This window comes from Mesorhizobium sp. LSJC285A00, assembly GCF_000503155.1.
GTDB lineage: Bacteria > Pseudomonadota > Alphaproteobacteria > Rhizobiales > Rhizobiaceae > Mesorhizobium.
In genome coordinates this window covers 37,684-54,352 of the sequence record NZ_AYVK01000024.1, presented here as the reverse complement: position 1 = coordinate 54,352, position 16,669 = coordinate 37,684, and the positions used below count along the sequence as shown (strand labels likewise).

General features: G+C 61.3%; 18 protein-coding genes. 1 reads left to right on the top strand and 17 read right to left on the bottom strand.

What is annotated here, in order from left to right:
- Positions 1-88: 88 nt before the first annotated feature.
- From X726_RS150130 to X726_RS150210, 17 genes are all read right to left on the bottom strand, one after another.
- Positions 89-1,816, bottom strand: a complete 1,728-nt coding sequence (locus X726_RS150130; protein ID WP_023670978.1) for an ABC transporter substrate-binding protein — start codon at positions 1,814-1,816, stop codon at positions 89-91.
- 77 nt (positions 1,817-1,893) lie between these two features.
- Entirely contained in the window at positions 1,894-2,181 is a 288-nt protein-coding gene (locus tag X726_RS150135; RefSeq protein ID WP_023670977.1) for a DUF2160 domain-containing protein, read from the bottom strand.
- A 67-nt stretch (positions 2,182-2,248) separates the two neighbouring features.
- Positions 2,249-3,163, bottom strand: coding sequence for a carbohydrate ABC transporter permease (locus X726_RS150140; RefSeq protein ID WP_023670976.1), 915 nt, complete (start codon positions 3,161-3,163; stop codon positions 2,249-2,251).
- A 1-nt stretch (position 3,164) separates the two neighbouring features.
- Positions 3,165-4,031 carry a sugar ABC transporter permease gene (locus tag X726_RS150145; protein ID WP_023670975.1) on the bottom strand — a complete coding sequence of 289 codons (867 nt, stop codon included), beginning with the start codon at positions 4,029-4,031 and terminating at the stop codon, positions 3,165-3,167.
- Complete coding sequence (locus tag X726_RS150150) at positions 4,032-5,123, bottom strand: ABC transporter ATP-binding protein (RefSeq protein ID WP_023670974.1); 1,092 nt, start codon at positions 5,121-5,123, stop codon at positions 4,032-4,034.
- Between the two features lie 14 nt (positions 5,124-5,137).
- Entirely contained in the window at positions 5,138-6,217 is a 1,080-nt protein-coding gene (locus tag X726_RS150155) for an ABC transporter ATP-binding protein (protein WP_023670973.1), read from the bottom strand.
- A gap of 38 nt (positions 6,218-6,255) precedes the next feature.
- Positions 6,256-7,776, bottom strand: coding sequence for a glycerol-3-phosphate dehydrogenase (gene glpD, locus X726_RS150160; protein ID WP_023670972.1), 1,521 nt, complete (start codon positions 7,774-7,776; stop codon positions 6,256-6,258).
- A gap of 117 nt (positions 7,777-7,893) precedes the next feature.
- Entirely contained in the window at positions 7,894-8,661 is a 768-nt protein-coding gene (locus X726_RS150165; RefSeq protein WP_023670971.1) for a DeoR/GlpR family DNA-binding transcription regulator, read from the bottom strand.
- Between the two features lie 115 nt (positions 8,662-8,776).
- Entirely contained in the window at positions 8,777-8,938 is a 162-nt protein-coding gene (locus X726_RS1000000170545) for a hypothetical protein (protein WP_156940659.1), read from the bottom strand.
- Positions 8,935-9,222 carry a hypothetical protein gene (locus X726_RS1000000170540; protein WP_156940658.1) on the bottom strand — a complete coding sequence of 96 codons (288 nt, stop codon included), beginning with the start codon at positions 9,220-9,222 and terminating at the stop codon, positions 8,935-8,937. The genes X726_RS1000000170545 and X726_RS1000000170540 overlap by 4 nt, the downstream gene beginning before the upstream one ends.
- A 14-nt stretch (positions 9,223-9,236) precedes the next feature.
- A complete protein-coding gene (locus tag X726_RS150180; protein ID WP_023670968.1) occupies positions 9,237-10,652 on the bottom strand; it encodes a pyridoxal-dependent decarboxylase in 1,416 nt (471 codons plus the stop codon).
- A gap of 89 nt (positions 10,653-10,741) precedes the next feature.
- Positions 10,742-11,473: a peptidase gene (locus tag X726_RS150185; protein ID WP_023670967.1), complete on the bottom strand. Its 732-nt coding sequence runs from the start codon at positions 11,471-11,473 to the stop codon at positions 10,742-10,744.
- Positions 11,474-11,505: 32 nt separating this feature from the next.
- Complete coding sequence (locus X726_RS150190) at positions 11,506-12,300, bottom strand: transglutaminase family protein (protein ID WP_023670966.1); 795 nt, start codon at positions 12,298-12,300, stop codon at positions 11,506-11,508.
- Between the two features lie 85 nt (positions 12,301-12,385).
- The gene (locus X726_RS150195; protein WP_023670965.1) at positions 12,386-13,327 is read right to left on the bottom strand and encodes an alpha-E domain-containing protein; all 942 of its coding nucleotides are present in this window, start codon (positions 13,325-13,327) and stop codon (positions 12,386-12,388) included.
- Between the two features lie 123 nt (positions 13,328-13,450).
- On the bottom strand, positions 13,451-14,863 hold the full coding sequence (locus tag X726_RS150200) for a circularly permuted type 2 ATP-grasp protein (protein WP_023670964.1): 1,413 nt from the start codon (positions 14,861-14,863) through the stop codon (positions 13,451-13,453).
- Positions 14,864-15,136: 273 nt separating this feature from the next.
- A complete protein-coding gene (locus X726_RS150205) occupies positions 15,137-15,373 on the bottom strand; it encodes an Lrp/AsnC family transcriptional regulator (protein ID WP_023670963.1) in 237 nt (78 codons plus the stop codon).
- Positions 15,374-15,441: 68 nt separating this feature from the next.
- Positions 15,442-16,053, bottom strand: coding sequence for a DsbA family protein (locus X726_RS150210; RefSeq protein ID WP_023670962.1), 612 nt, complete (start codon positions 16,051-16,053; stop codon positions 15,442-15,444).
- 192 nt (positions 16,054-16,245) lie between these two features.
- Between X726_RS150210 and X726_RS150215 the strand changes: the two genes are divergently transcribed.
- Positions 16,246-16,668 carry a DUF4864 domain-containing protein gene (locus X726_RS150215; RefSeq protein WP_023670961.1) on the top strand — a complete coding sequence of 141 codons (423 nt, stop codon included), beginning with the start codon at positions 16,246-16,248 and terminating at the stop codon, positions 16,666-16,668.
- The last annotated feature ends 1 nt before the right edge of the window (position 16,669 follow it).

Genomic DNA, 16,669 nt, shown 5'->3' with positions numbered 1-16,669 from the left:
AGTCCTCCCGGTAGCTCGCCTATACAAACAGGGGAGACGGCAAGATGCCGCCTCCCCGTTCACTATGATCCTGGCGCGTACGCCAAGATTACTTCTGCCAGCTCTTCACCAGTTCGTCGTAGTTGATGGTGATCGGCTTTTCCTTCTCGTTCTCGATCTTCAGCTGAGGCGCGAGATTGCCGTTCTTGACCGCGTCGGCGTTCCAGTAGGCGAGGTCATGCTCTTCGGCCATCTTCGGGCCGATATCGCCCTGGACGCCCGACTTCTCGATGCGGGTCATGACTTTTTCCTGCTCGGCGCAGAGCGAGTCCATGGCTTCCTGCGCCGTCTTGGCGCCGGACGAGGCATCGCCGATCGCCTGCCACCAGAGCTGTGCCAGCTTCGGATAATCGGGCACGTTGGTGCCGGTCGGCGACCACTGAACGCGGGCCGGCGAGCGGTAGAACTCGATCAGACCACCGAGCTTCGGCGCACGTTCGGTGAAGCTCTTGTCGTGGATCGTGCTTTCGCGGATGAAGGTCAAGCCGACATGGCTCTTCTTCACGTCGACCGTCTTCGAGGTCACGAACTGCGCGTAGAGCCAGGCGGCCTTGGCGCGGTCGGTCGGCGTCGACTTCATCAGCGTCCAGGAACCCACGTCCTGATAGCCGAGCTTCATGCCGTCCTTCCAGTAGACGCCATGCGGCGACGGGGCCATGCGCCACTTCGGCGTACCGTCGTCGTTCAGCACCGCCTTGGCGCCGGCGTCGACCATCGAAGCGGTGAAGGCGGTGTACCAGAATATCTGCTGCGCGACCGCACCCTGTGCCGGCACCGGGCCGGATTCGGAGAAGGTCATGCCCTGGGCTTCGGCCGGAGCGTAGGCCTTCAGCCAGTCGAGGTATTTCTGGATCGAGTAGACGGCAGCCGGGCCGTTGGTGTCGCCGCCGCGCGCCGTGCAGGAGCCGACCGGCTGTGATTTCTCGTTGACCTTGATGCCCCATTCGTCGACCGGCAGGCCGTTCGGCAGGCCCTTGTCGCCGTTGCCGGCCATCGACAGCCAGGCATCAGTGAACCGCCAGCCGAGCGACGGGTCCTTCTTGCCGTAGTCCATGTGGCCATAGACCTTCTTGCCGTCGATCTCGCGGCCGGTGAAGAACTCGGCGATGTCCTCATAGGCCGACCAGTTGACGGGAACGCCGAGGTCGTAGCCGTATTTCGCCTTGAAGTCGGCCTTGTTCTTCTCGTCGTTGAACCAGTCGTAACGGAACCAGTAGAGGTTGGCGAACTGCTGGTCGGGCAGCTGATAGAGCTTCTTGTCCGGCGCGGTTGTGAAGGAGGTGCCGATAAAATCCTTCAGGTCGAGGTTCGGATTGGTAACGTCCTTGCCCTCGCCCGCCATCCAGTCGGTCAGGTTGCGGACCTGCTGGTAGCGCCAGTGGGTGCCGATCAGGTCGGAATCGTTGACCCAGCCGTCATAGAGGTTCTGGCCGGTCTGCATCTGGGTCTGGATCTTCTCGACGACGTCGCCTTCCTGGATGACGTCATGCGTGATCTTGATGCCGGTGATGGCGGTAAAGGCGGGCGCCAGCACCTGCGATTCATACTGGTGGGTGGCGATGGTTTCGGACACGACCTTGATGTCCATGCCGGCGAAAGGCTTCGCGGCATCGATGAACCACTGCATTTCTGCTTCCTGGCCGGCGCGGTCGAGCGTCGACAGCGGGCCGATTTCCTTGTCCAGAAACGCCTTGGCCTCATCCATTCCGGCGTAGGCGTTGCCTACCCCGAGCAACAGGACAAGGGCAGTTGTTGATGTTAAAAATTGCCGTCGCATAGGTTTCCTCCACATTTAGGTTTCAAGTGCGATCTGGAACGGCCGCCGGCACGCGGTCGATCCAACAGTTTCCCCCTCTATACGTAGCGGAACACGCCGACGGCGTAGACCACGGAGAGAGCGAGAGCCCACCACAGGTTGGATCCGACAAGACCCAGCCAAGCGAGATGGATAAAGGCGCTGCCAAGCAGCGACAGAAAAAGACGGTCGCCGCGCGTCGTCTCGAAGCGCAGGATGCCGACGCGCGGATTGCCGCCCGGCGAGGCAAATTCCCAAAACGCCATGCCGCACAGCAGCAGAAGAATGGTGCCGAAGAACGCCGCCGTCGGCCACGTCCACGCCATCCAGGTGAGGTCGAGATTCATGGTGACACCCTCCCCAGGGCAAAGCCCTTGGTGGTGATGGTGAGGATGAACCCGTGCGTTTGTTTCATCACACCCTCCCCAGGGCGAAGCCCTTGGCGATGTAGTTGCGGACAAACCAGATGACGAGCGCGCCGGGGATCAGCGTCAGCACGCCGGCGGCAGCGAGCAGGCCCCAATCCATGCCGGCGGCCGAAACGGTGCGGGTCATGGTGGCGGCGATGGGCTTGGCATCGGTGGTCGTCAGCGTGCGAGCGATCAAAAGCTCGACCCATGAGAACATGAAGCAGAAGAAGCAGGCGACACCGATGCCACTGGCGATCAGCGGCATGAATATCCTGACGAAGAAGCGCGGGAAGGAGTAGCCGTCGATATAGGCTGTTTCGTCGATCTCTTTGGGCACGCCCGACATGAAGCCTTCGAGGATCCACACCGCCAGCGGCACGTTGAACAGGCAGTGCGCCAGCGCCACAGCGATGTGGGTGTCGATCAGGCCGAAAGCCGAATAGAGCTGGAAGAACGGCAGCGCGAACACTGCCGGCGGCGCCATGCGGTTGGTCAGCAGCCAGAAGAACAGATGCTTGTCGCCGAGGAAGCGGTAGCGCGAAAAGGCGTAGGCCGCCGGCAGCGCCGCAGCCACGGAAATCACCATGTTCATGACAACATAGGTGATCGAGTTGATGTAGCCCGAATACCAGGACGCATCGGTGAAGATAGTGACGTAGTTGGCGATCGTAGGCTGATGCGGATAGAGCGTCAGCGAGGAGACGATCTCGGCATTGGTCTTGAAGCTCATGTTGATGAGCCAGTAGATCGGCAGCAGAAGCACGATGATGTAGATCGTCGGCACGATCCACCACCAGCGCGATTCCTCGCCGCGCTTGCGCATCAGCCGGGCGACCTGATCCTGCGAAAGCGTGCTCGCCAATTTTCCCGAAGCGGTGGTTTCGCTCACTCTGTCGGCTCTTTCGTTGGCGCCGCTCATCTCAGCGCTCCGCGTCGTAGTTGGTCATCACGGTGTAGAACACCCACGACAACAACAGGATGATCAGGAAGTAGACCAGCGACATGGCGGCCGCCGGACCGAGGTCGAACTGGCCGAGCGCGGTCTTGACGAGGTCGATCGACAGGAAGGTGGTCGAGTTGCCGGGGCCGCCGCCGGTGACGACGAAGGGCTCGGTGTAGATCATGAAGCTATCCATGAAGCGCAACAGCACGGCGATCAAAAGCACACGCTGCATCTTCGGCAGCTGGATATAACGGAACACCGCCCAGCGCGAGGCGCCGTCGATCTTGGCCGCCTGGTAGAAGGCATCCGGGATCGAAACCAGGCCGGCATAGCAGAGCAGCACGACAAGGCTGGTCCAGTGCCAGACGTCCATGATGATGATGGTGACCCAGGCGTCGAACGGATCCTGAACGTAATTGTAGTCGATGCCGAGCGCGTTGACGTAGTAGCCGAGCAGGCCGATGTCGTTGCGGCCGAAGACCTGCCAGATGGTGCCGACGACGTTCCACGGAATGAGCAGCGGCAACGACATAAGCACCAGGCAGACCGGCACGCCCCAGCCCTTCTTCGGCATGTTGAGCGCGATGAATATGCCGAGCGGCACTTCGATGGCCAGGATGATGAAGGAGAAGATCAGGTTGCGCACCATGGCTTCCCAGAAGCGGCTGGACGACAGCAGTTCCTCGAACCACTGGGTGCCTGCCCAGAAGAAGACGTTGTTGCCGAAGGTGTCCTGCACCGAATAGTTGACGACCGTCATCAGCGGAATGACGGCCGAGAACGCCACCAGCACCAGCACCGGCAGCACCAGGAACCAGGCCTTGTTGTTCCAGGTCTTTTCCATCTATGCCCCCATCTCGACACGCCCCATCTCAACCAGCCAGGAATCGGCATAGATGTTGATGCCGGCCGGATCGAAGCGAACCTTTGGGTCGGCCGGCACGCTCTCGTCCTCGCCGATGACGGCAGCGATCTCGCGGCCTTCGAGGCTGGCGCGCACCACCTTGTGGCGGCCGAGATCCTCGACCTTGCTTATTTTAACCGCCATGCCCTCGCGGCCGAGCCTGACATATTCGGGGCGGATGCCGAGTTCGATCGCGCCGGCGTTCCCAGCGGCGGTCTTTGGCGCGCCGGGCAGCTCGATGCGCTGGCTGCCAATGGTCGCAGTCTTGCCGTCGATCGCCACCGGCATGACGTTCATCCCGGGCGAGCCGATGAAATAACCGACGAAAGTGTGGCGCGGGCGCTCGAACAATTCGGCCGGCGTGCCGATCTGGACGATACCGCCATCATACATAACGACGACCTGGTCGGCGAAGGTCAGCGCTTCAGTCTGGTCATGGGTGACATAGACCATGGTGTAGCCGAAGCGGCGGTGAAGTTGCTTCAATTGCGAGCGCAGCACCCACTTCATATGCGGATCGATGACCGTCAGCGGTTCGTCGAACAGGATGGCATTGACATCCGAGCGCACCAGGCCGCGGCCGAGCGAGATCTTCTGCTTCTGGTCGGCGGTCAGGCCCCTCGCCTTCTTCTTCGCCCACGACGCCAGGTCGATCATCTCCAACGTCTCGCGCACCTTGCGGTCGACATCGGCCTCCGGCACGCCGCGGTTGCGCAGCGGGAAGGCCAGATTGTCGTACACCGTCATGGTGTCGTAGATGACCGGGAATTGGAACACCTGCGCAATATTGCGCTCCTGCGTCGACAGATTGGTGACGTCCTTGCCGTTGAACAGCAACTCACCGTGCGAGGGTTGCAGAAGTCCCGAAATGATGTTGAGCAGCGTGGTCTTGCCGCAACCCGAGGGCCCAAGCAGCGCATAGGCGCCGCCATCCTCGAAAGTGTGGTGCACTTCCCGCAGCGCAAAATCGGCATCCTTCTGCGGGTTGGGCAGGTAGGAGTGCCTGACATGGTTGACGTCGATGCGCGCCATCTCTTTCTTCCCCTTCAGGCCGCAAGCTTCGGCGCGGCGACGGCGCTGCCGTTGCTGTCGAAGACCATGATGTGGCGCGGATCGATAAACACCTCGATCTCGGCGTCGGGCTCGAAATCGCGGATGCCGTGGGTCAGCATGACCCAGCGCGCATCGGCGAAATCGAGATGGATGAAGCTTTCCGAGCCGGTAATCTCGGTGATCGTCACCTTGGCGCGCACCGGCACGGCGGCAGCGTTGGGCCGCTCGAGCGACAGATGATGCGGCTGGAAGCCGATCGTGTAGTTGGCGTCGGAAATGCCGGCGAGTTCGGCCGGTACCGGCAGCTTGACGCCGCCCTCGAGAAGGAAATCGGGACCTTTCTTGGCCAGCACGATGGTGTTGAGCGGCGGATCGGCAAAGGTTTTCGCCGTCACCAGGTCGATCGGCTTGCGGAAGACGTCGATGGTCGGCCCGAATTGGGTGATCCGCCCCTCGGACAGCGTCGCCGTATTGCCGCCGAGCAGCAAGGCTTCATGCGGCTCGGTCGTGGCGTAGACGAAAATAGTGCCGGCGGCGGCAAATATCTTGGGCAGTTCGGCGCGCAGCTCCTCGCGCAATTTGTAGTCGAGGTTGGCGAGCGGCTCGTCGAGCAGCACCAGACTGGCATTCTTGACGATGGCGCGGGCCAGCGCCGTACGCTGCTGCTGGCCGCCGGACAGGCTGAGCGGCGTGCGGTCGAGATAGGGTGTGAGCTTCAAAAGCCCTGCCGCGTTGCGGACTTCCTTGTCGATCTTGGCCTGGTCGTTGCCGGCGACGCGCAACGGCGAGGCGATGTTCTCGTAGACGGTCATCGCGGGGTAGTTGATGAACTGCTGATAGACCATGGCGATCTTGCGCTGCTGCACCGGCATGCCGGTGACATTCTGGCCGTCGAACCAGACTGAACCGGTGGTCGGCACGTCGAGTCCGGCCATCAGCCGCATCAGGCTGGTCTTGCCCGACAGTGTCGGCCCGAGCAAAACGTTGAGCGAGCCGTGCTGAAGCGTCAGCGACACGTCGCGGATATGCTCCACCGCGCCGACCATCTTCGTCACGTTTCTCAGTTCCAGCATGATGCCTCCTCCCAGGCTTTGTGCATCAATCGCCTTCCCTATTCCGCTGCCGCGACATGGCGCCGGCTTATGCCGCGCATGAATTCGTCAAGCGCCGAGGCCTGTTCGCGGCTGAGATGCAGACCGCGCTTGGTGCGACGCCACAATACATCTTCGGCGGTCAGCGCCCATTCGTTTTCGCAGAGGTAGCGTACCTCGGCCTCATAGAGATCGGCGCCGAAATTGCGGCCGAGATCGGCGTTCGACCTGGCGAGGCCGAGCAACACTTGCGCGCGCGTGCCGTAAAGCCTGGTCAACCGACGCGCCAGGCGCTGGTCGAGGAAAGGATAGGCGCTCTTCAGCTTCGCCACCTGGGCGTCGAAACCGGTGGCCGGGAAATCGCCGCCTGGTAAGGGCGCGTTCGCCGTCCACGGCTTGCCGCGCTTGCCGAGAAAACCTTCGACCTTTTCCAGCATCGATTCCGACAACCGGCGGTAGGTGGTGATCTTGCCGCCGAAAGCGTTGACGATCGGCGCCTTGCCCCCGCCGCCATCGGCTTTCAGCACATAGTCGCGGGTCGCTTCCTGCGCCTTCGAAGCACCGTCGTCATAGAGCGGGCGCACGGCAGAATAGGTCCAGACGATATCGGGACGCGTCACGGCTTCAGCAAAATATTCGCTCGCCGCCGCGCAGAGATAGTCGATCTCGGTGTCGCTGATCTTCACGTCATGCGGATCGCCGGGATAGTCGCGATCGGTGGTGCCGATCAGCGTAAATTCTTCCTCGTAAGGGATGGCGAAGATGATGCGCCCGTCCTTGTTCTGGAAGAAATAGGCGCGCGGATCATCGAACTTCTTTTTGATAACGATATGACTGCCCTGCACCAGGCGCACATTGTGCACGTCGTTCTGGCCCACGGTGGTCGACAGGACGTGGTCGACCCACGGACCGGCGGCATTGACCAGCAGCCGGGCCTTGACCTCCTCGGCCTCTCCCGTCTGCACGTCTTCCACGCGGATCGCCCACAGATCGCCTTCGCGCCGCGCCCCGACGACTTTCGTGCGGGTGCGGATGGTGGCGCCGCGGTCGGCTGCGTCACGCGCGTTCAACACCACCAGCCGGGCATCGTTGACCCAGCCGTCCGAGTACTCGAAGGCCTTGTGAAATAGCGGCTTCAGAGGCTTGCCGGCCGGATCCTTGGACATGTCCAGTGTCCGGGTAGCCGGCAGCAATTTGCGGCCACCAATATGATCGTAGAGGAACAGGCCGAGCCGGATCAGCCAGGCCGGGCGCAGGCCCTTGGCATAGGGCAGCACGAAGCGCATCGGCCAGATGATGTGCGGCGCGTTCTTCCACAGAACCTCGCGCTCCATCAGCGCCTCGCGCACAAGCCGGAACTCGTAGAATTCGAGGTAGCGCAGGCCACCATGGATCAGCTTGGTCGAACCGGAGGAGGTTCCGCTGGCGAGGTCGTTCATCTCGGCGAGAAATACCGAAAAGCCCCGCCCAACGGCGTCGCGGGCGATGCCGCAGCCATTGATGCCGCCACCGATGACGAAGATGTCACGGACTGCGTCCACAAATCCCTCCCGCGATTTCGCATTGCAGCATTTTTGAGTTGTTACGAAACCGTATCGGGATTATTTCGAAATAAGAACGAATGTCAAACGAAATGTAACGGGACCGTGATCGATAGCCTAGCCGAGCGACGTTTCGATCAATTGAACCTCCGCTTCCTCGCAGATCTTACGCACCGACGGGATGTCGCAACGGTCGGTGATGAAGGTGTTGACTTGCGAGAGATGGCCGATGCGAACCGGCGCGGTGCGTTCGAACTTGGTCTGGTCGGAGACCAGGATGACATGCCTGGCATTGGCGATAATGGCTTGCGCCACTTTCACTTCGCGAAAGTCGAAATCGAGCAACGCGCCGTCATGGTCGATGGCCGAGGCGCCGATCACTGCATAGTCGACCTTGAACTGCCTGATGAAATCGACCGCGGCCTCGCCGACAACGCCGCCGTCGGAGCCACGCACGACGCCGCCGGCGATTACCACCTCGATCGAAGGATAGATGCGCATCCTGTTGGCAACATTGATATTATTGGTGATGACCATCAGCCCGGTATGGTCGAGCAGCGCCTTGCTGACCGACTCGGTCGTGGTGCCGATGTTGATGAACAGGGAGGCGTTGTCGGGTATCAGCCTGGCCGCCGCGCGGCCGATGGCCTCCTTCTCGTCGGCGGCAATCTTGCGGCGCGCCTCATACTCCATGTTCTCGATGCCGGACGGGAACAGGGCCCCGCCATGGATGCGCGTCAGCAGCCGCTGGTCGCAGAGATCGTTGAGGTCCTTGCGGATGGTCTGTGGCGTCACGTTGAAATGCGTGGCGAGGTCATCGACCAGCACACGGCCATGGTCCTTCGCCATCTGGATGATCTCGGCATGGCGCGGCGACAAATACACTGAGAACCTCCCGTTTTCGTTTTTCTTGTTTGTAGCTGAAAACGAAAGCAATGAAAAGGGAGACGCCGGCTAATGAAATATCGATGATTGCAAAGGCGAACCGGGCAGATACGGCTCAGACCCGCTCCGCCACCTTGCGGGTGACAGCCGCGACTTTACCTGGCGAGCGGATCATCAGGAAATTGCCGGACCAGTATCCCGGGATTCGCCAAGTGCCTTTGATCTCGGTTGCATCACCGTTGATGATGCCGCTGTAGTGAATCGGGTGCGCCTTCAATTCGGCCTTGTCGTATGTCTTGGTAAAGGAGACGGCGTTGCCCTCTCGCTGCCCTGCAGGCTTGCGTATCTTGCCGTGCTGGTCGCCGCCGGTTCGTGGGTCATCCCCGTCAAGCTGGTTGCCGTCTCGATCAGCGTTGCAACGAAGGAAACCGGCGGCAGTTCGCGCGGATAGAAATAGCGCCCGCTCCAGACGCCCGTCAGATTCTGGCTAACCCCTTCAGCCCTTCCGGCCATATGCTTGCTCGCAAGTCCTTGCTGGCTTGCCCCGGCGGCGGCAACCACCCGGGCAATCCCTGTCAGTCCTTCGGGGATCTTGCACACTCGCAGATGACAGTGAAGGCGGTATCGACATCGGCCGCGGTTGTCTCGAACTGGCCTGCCTGGAAGCGGATGGCGACCCGCCCATCGACACGCGTCTGCGTCAGGTAGATACGGCCGTCATTGTTGATGGCGTCGACCAGACGCAGATTGTGCTCGTCGCAGTCAGCGCCGGATGCGGCGCGATGCCGGAACGAGAACAGCGACAGCATCGGCTGGCTGGCGAGCTCGAAATCCTCCTCCTCGGCCAGGCGCGCTGCTATGCCTTCGCTCCAGGCGACGTGATTGCGGATCATGGTGCGCAGCGCCTCGAGGCCATGGGCGCGCAGCAGGAACCACAGCTTCAGCGCCCGGAAGCGACGGCCGAGAGGCACCGACCATTCGGAGTAGTTGATGATGCCGTCATGGCCGCGAGTTTTCAGATAGTCCGGCTTGATCGCCAGCGTGCGCACGAGATCCTCCGGCTGACGGACGAACTGGATCGAGCAGTCGAATTGCGCGCCCAGCCATTTGTGCGGGTTGAAGACGATCGAGTCCGCGCCCTCGACACCGGTCCAGAAATGCCGGTATTCCGGACAGATCATCGCCGATCCGGCCCAGGCGGCGTCGATATGCAGATAGAGCCCCTGGCGTTTGGCCACCGCGGCCACTTCAGCGATGTCGTCGGTGCCGCCGGTGCTGGTGCCGCCGACGCAAGCGATGATGCCGGCCGGCAAAAGGCCGGCCGCGCGGTCGGCAACAATCGCCGCTTCCAAAGCCGCGGTATCCATGGCGCGGTAGGTGCCGGCGACGGGAATGCGGACGAGGTTTTCCTCGCCAATGCCGGCGACCCAGATGGCGCGGTCGATCGAGGTGTGCACCTGGTCGGAGGAATAGACGCGCAGCCTGCCCTGCGCGGAAAGGCCCTTCTTGTTGCCCTGCCAGTCGAGTGCGCGCTCGCGCATGGTCAACACGGCGGCCAGCGTCGCCGATGATGCGGAGTCCTGGATCACACCGGAAAAGCCTTCGGGCAGGCCGAGCGCCTGGCGCATCCAGTCGACGATGCGCGTCTCAAGCTCTGTCGCCGCCGGCGAAGTCTGCCACAGCATGCACTGCGCGGCCATCGCAGAGACCAGATATTCGGCAACCACCGAGACGGGTGCTGCATTGGCCGGGAAATAAGCAAAGAAACGCGGATGCTGCCAATGCGTCATGCCGGGCACGATCTTGGCTTCGAAATCGGCGAAGATCGTCTCCATCGATTCCGCAGCCTCCGGCGGAGAAGCTTCGATGCTCCTGAAGATCTCGCCCGGCGCTATGGCAGGTCGCACGGGCCGATCGCGAAGGCCGGCGCGGTAATCAGCGCCCCATTCGGCGGCGCGCCTCGACCAGTCGCGGAATTGCTCGTTGTCCATGGATCCTCCCGACGCGCCGATCAGCCAGCCGTTTGAATTTTGATTAACATGTTAAATAGAGACAGGCAACCGCGACGAAGGTTCCCGCGCTACCCCGGAAAATCCGGCAGGCTGGCAAAGGCCGTCTTCAACGCGTTCGACCAGCCCTCGGAAATAGCACGATAATATCGATCGTCCTGGCCGATGCGCTTTTTCAAACCCACCGTGAACGTGTCCTCCTCCAGGAACAGCAGGTCGAGAGGCAGGCCGACGGACAGGTTCGATTTCAGCGTCGAATCGAACGATACCAGCAAGAGCTTGACCGTTTCAGCCAGGCTCATCGTCCTTTCATAGGCACGGATGATGATCGGCTTGCCGTATTTGGTCTCGCCGATCTGGAAGAACGGCGTGTCGTCGGTCGATTCGATGAAATTGCCCTCGGGATAGATCATGAACAGCCGTGGCGGGCTGCCCTTGATCTGGCCGCCGAGGATGAAGGAGGCGTTGAAATAGGAATCCGCCCTTTCGCCGGCAGGCGACGAGCTGGCGATGACTTCCTTGACGGTGTCGCCGACCAGCCGCACCGTCTGGTACATGGATGGGGTCTCGAGCAGCGTCGCGTGGCGTTCCGCCACCGCCTTGGTGCGCTCGTCGAGCAGGCTGACCACGGCCTGCGTCGTAGCCAGATTGCCGGCCGACATCAGTACGATGACGCGCTCGCCTGGCTCTTCCCAGACATGCATCTTCTTGAAAGTGGAGATCGAATCCATCCCTGCATTGGTGCGCGTGTCCGACATGAACACGAGCCCACGATCGATCTTGAGGCCGACGCAATAAGTCATGGAATCTCTTCAGGCAGCAATCTTGCCGGAGACTACTGCTCTACCGTGACGGTGACTGCAAGCTGTTCCTCCGCCTGTCCCAGTCGAATTCCCGACACCGGCGAGGCGTCGCGATAATCACGGCCGGTGGCTACCCTGACATAGCGTTCATCGGGGGAAATGCCGTTGGCGGCGTCGAAGGCGACCCAGCCGAGACCCTGAACATGGGCTTCGGCCCAGGCATGGCTTGCCGCCTGCTCGATGGCCGCATCCATCATCAGATAGCCACTGACATAGCGGGCCGGAAAACCCATGACGCGGGCTGCGGTGACAAAGATGTGGCTGTGATCCTGGCAAACGCCGGTCTTCAGCGCCAATGCCTCTTCCGCCGGGGTCGTCACGCTGGTGGTGCCCGGCGTGTAGGCGACGCGCTCGACGATCAGCGCCATCAGCCGATGCAGCCTTTCGATGTCGGTACCTTTGCCGACCGCCGCGGCAAGCTCGCTTATGCCCTCGCCGGGGATGGTCAAAGCTGTCTCCTGGCTGAACAGCCACAGTGGCGCAAAGCCGTGATGCGGACCCGAGACGCCCGCTGTGTCGCGGGTGACAACCTCGCCGGAGGCCTCGACGGTGATGAAGTCGCGCTCGCCCTCGACGCTCAACAGCCTGTTATCGTTGCCGAAATGGTCGTTAAAGCGGACTTCCTCGCGCGCGCCCTCGATCTTCAGCGCCCAGGACAGCACGGTCTGCGTCGGGCCACTGACCGGTAACAGGCGTAGCCGCTGCAACAGATAGTGCACCGGCGCGTCGTAGCGGTATTCGGTACGGTGGGTGATCTTGAGCCGCATGCCTATTTTCCGTTTGTAAGCATGATCTTATCCGAAAACCGGGTCTCACTTGTCGCTAGCGCGGTCCTCCGGTTCGCGATCATGCTCAATTGAACCGGTAATCTTGTGCGATCTCTTCGCCAAGCTTGGTGTTGTCTTGAATGAACCTGGCCAGGAATTCGTGCAGGCCGGTGTCGAATATGTCCTTGATCGACCCTGCCTGCAGCATCGCCTGTGTCCTGTCGACGGTGGCGTGGCAGGCATGACGGTCGCCATAATCGTCGCCGAGGAACTTCAGATGCTCGGCGAGAAAACGATAACAGAAGGTCAGCGAGCGCGGCATGCGCACATTGAGGATCAGATAGTCGGCAATGTTGGTCGGTTTGTAGTCGGCCTCATAGACCCAGCGATAGGAACGGTGCGCCGACACCGAGCGCAGGATCGATTCCCACTGGTAGTTGTCGAGGCTCGAGCCGACCCAGGAGATCGACGGCAGCAGCACGTAGTATTTCACGTCGAGGATGCGTGCCGTGTTGTCGGCCCGCTCGACATAGGTGCCGAGTTGCGAGAAGTCGAAGATCTCGTTGCGCAGCATGGTGCCGTAAAACGAGCCCCGGATCAGCGCCGTCTCGCGCTTGATGGCGTCGAGCACACTCGGCAGGTCGCGCTCGTCGATCGGCTTTGCCAGCATGCGCTTCAGTGCCATCCAGGCTTCGTTGATGCTCTCCCACGTCTCGCGCGTCAGCGCGGTGCGCACCATGCGGGCATTGTTGCGAGCGGTCTCGATCGCCGACATCGTGCTCGACGGGTTCGAGGTGTCGCGCAGCAGGAAGTCGGCGACATTGGCGGCGGTATAGTCCTTGTATTTCTGCGTGAAGGTGACGTCGGAGCCGGCGCTGAGCAGCACCGAATTCCACTCTTCCGACGCGCTCTGGGTGCGGGTCAGCGCCATGCGAAGGCCGGCATCGACCAGACGCGCCATGTTTTCCGCCCGCTCGATATAGCGGTTCATCCAGTAGAGCCCGTTGGCGGTGCGGCCGAGAAGCATGGCAAGGCCCTTCGGGTTAGTGAGTAGGGATTAGTGAGTAGGGATTAGTAAACATTTGAATCTCTGTGGAATACGGCATTTCTTGTCCCTCTACTGCCTACTGCCTACTGCCCTATTCCCTACCTAATCGTCCAACACCCACGTATCCTTCGTCCCGCCGCCTTGCGAGGAATTCACGACCAACGACCCCTCCTTCAGCGCCACCCGCGTCAAGCCGCCGGGCACGATCTGAATACGGTCCGACACCAGCACATAGGGTCGCAAGTCGACATGGCGCGGCGACAGGCCTTTTTCTGTCAGGATCGGGCAGGTCGACAGCGCCAGCGTCGGCTGGGCGATGTAGTTGGAGGGCTTCGCCTGCAGCTTCTTGGCGAAATCCTGGCATTCCTTCTTGGTCGCAGCCGGGCCGACCAGCATGCCGTAGCCGCCGGAGCCGTGCACTTCCTTGATGACCAACTCATGGATGTGTTCGAGCACGTATTTCAGGCTGTCGGGCTCCGAGCAGCGCCAGGTCGGGATGTTGCCGAGGATGGCCTTGCGGCCGGTGTAGAACTCGACGATGTCGGGCATGTAGGAATAAATCGCCTTGTCGTCGGCGATGCCGGTTCCCGGCGCGTTGGCGATGGTGATGTTGCCGGCGCGGTAGACGTCCATGATGCCGGGCACGCCAAGGGCCGAGTCCGGCCGGAAGGTCAGCGGATCGAGGAAGGAATCGTCGACGCGCCGGTAAAGCACGTCGATCTGCTTGTAGCCTTCGGTCGTGCGCATAGCAACGTGGCCGTCTACAACGCGCAGATCCTGGCCTTCGACCAGTTGCACGCCCATCTGGTCGGCGAGGAAGGCATGTTCGAAATAGGCGGAGTTGAAGCTGCCCGGCGTCAGCACGGCAATAGTCGGTGCGCCCTTGGTGCTTTGCGGCCGCACTGCCGCCAGCGACTGGCGCAGCAATTGCGGATAATTCTCCACCGGCCGCACCTTGATCTGCTGGAACAGCTCGGGAAAGAGCTGCATCATCGTCTCGCGGTTCTCCAGCATGTAGGAGACCCCCGACGGCGTGCGCGCATTGTCCTCCAGCACGTAGAACTCGTTCTCCGAGATCCGGACGATATCGACGCCGATAATGTGGGTGTAGACGCCGGCCGGTGGCCGCACTCCGATCATTTCCGGCAGGAACGCCTCGTTCCTGGCGATCAGCTCCCTCGGCACGCGGCCGGCGCGCAGGATTTCCTGGCGGTGGTAAATGTCGTCGAGGAAAGCGTTCAGCGCCTGCACGCGCTGCTCGATGCCTTGCGTCAGCCTTCGCCATTCATTGCCGGAGATGATGCGCGGCACGATGTCGAAGGGGATCAGCCGCTCGGAGGCTTCCTGCTCGCCATAGACGGCGAAGGTAATGCCGGTCTTGCGGAAGACGCGCTCGGCGTCCTGCATCTTTTCGGTAAGCCTGGCCGGGTCCTGCTCCTTCAGCCAGCGGTCGTAAGCCGTATACGGTTGTCTAAGCCCGGAAACTTCCGGAAGCATTTCATCGAACGCTGCCAATCGCATACTCCCCTGTGACGCCATTTCACTGGCGTCGCGGGAGAAAATCAAGCGCAATCGGTGATTTGGAGGATATCGGCGATCAGTATGTTTCGACTGCCCAAAATTCGGGCAGTCGGAACGGGACCTTAATCAGGCTCTGCCTTGTCGCCGGGCAAGTGCCTGATGCGGCCATAGCAGTTCACCGTTTCATGGAAACGGCGACCTGCCATGGCTTTTTGCTTTGCCGCAATTCCGGACGGAAAACCGCTTCACACTTTTCCTGGAATTGCTTTAGAATGCGCGGAAAGTGACGACCGTGAAGGTGTCCTTGATTCCGGGAATAATCTGCACTTTCTCGTTGACGAAGTGGCCGACATCTTCCTCGTCGTCGACGTAGAATTTGGCAAGCAAGTCGTAATTGCCGGCGGTCGAGTAGATCTCCGAGGCGATTTCGGCATCGGCGAGCGCGCTGGCGACCTCATAGGACTTGCCCAGATCGCACTTTATCTGCATGAAAAACGTCTTCATTGCCGGTCCCGATCAAGCTTCAGCACTCAAGCGGCCCTTGTGGCAGACTGCCGCCCGGCTTTCAAGCATCAGGCGGAGCGGGCCTTGGCGACGGCTTGTCTCAGTTCGGACACGGGCATGCCGCGCCGGTACAGGTTGCCGCCGATGACCAGGGCTGGCGTGCCGCGCAGCTTGAAAGCCGTCGCCTGGGCTTCGGTGCGGACAAGCGCAGCGTCGATGTCGGGTTCACGGATGGCGAGGTCGGCACGCACCATCGCCACATCGACACCGACGGAAGAAAGGATGTCGTTGGTGCGGCGTTCCGAAAGGCCGCGCTGGTTGGTCATCAGCGCATCGACCGCCGCGGCATAGTGTTCGCCGCTCAGCAGCGTCACCCGCGCCGCGTCGCGCGACACGTCGCCGAAGATCGGCCAGTCCTTCATCACAAGCCGAATGCCGCTGTCCTCGTCCATTAACTTCTTCAGCTCAACGAAAACGAGTTTGCAGATCGGGCACTGATAGTCGACGAATTCGGCGATGGTGACGTCGCCATCGGGGTTGCCGAGCCCTGGAATGGCGGGATCGAAGGCGACTTCCGTGACGGTCGGCCCAGTGCTTGCCCAGGCGGGCAAGGGAGCCAAAACTGCAAGACTTGCCGCGCCTTTCAGCAAAAGGCGCCGGTCGATCGGCTGCTTGAACATGGTCGTCCCCTGGTTGCGCGAACGGGTCCCCACCCGTCCCTACGATGCGCGCCTCGCGTTAAAGGAGGCTTAAGCATGATCTTGTGGCACTTGCGTGGCAAATATTGCGGTTGCTGAAACCGTGAGGCTCCGCCAAGCGTATGGTATGATGCGTCCTGGGACAGGTTTTGTTGAGGACAATGGAGACAGGCCATGCGCCGCATCGCATTCGCAGTCGTTTCATTGCTGTTCGCGTTGTTCGTCTCGGCAGCCCTTGCCGGTGATGCGGAAGTCAAGGCCGGCCAGGCCGTCATCGATGGTCAGTTGAAGGCACTCATCGCCAATGATGGCGCCAAGGCGTACAGTTTCGCCGCTCCGAATGTGAAGCGCATCTTTCCGACCGTCGACACCTTCATGAACATGGTGACCAACGGCTATCCGCCGGTGCGCCAGCCGCAGAGCTATTCCTTCGGCAAGGTCGAGCAGATGGGGCCAACTTCGCTAATCCAGCAAGTGCTGATCGTTGGGCCCGACGGCAAGGACTATGAGGCGGTCTACACGCTGGAACAGCAGCCCGACGGCAGCTTTCAAATCACCGGCTGCAGCTTGCGCGCAGCGAATTCGCTCAGCACCTAGA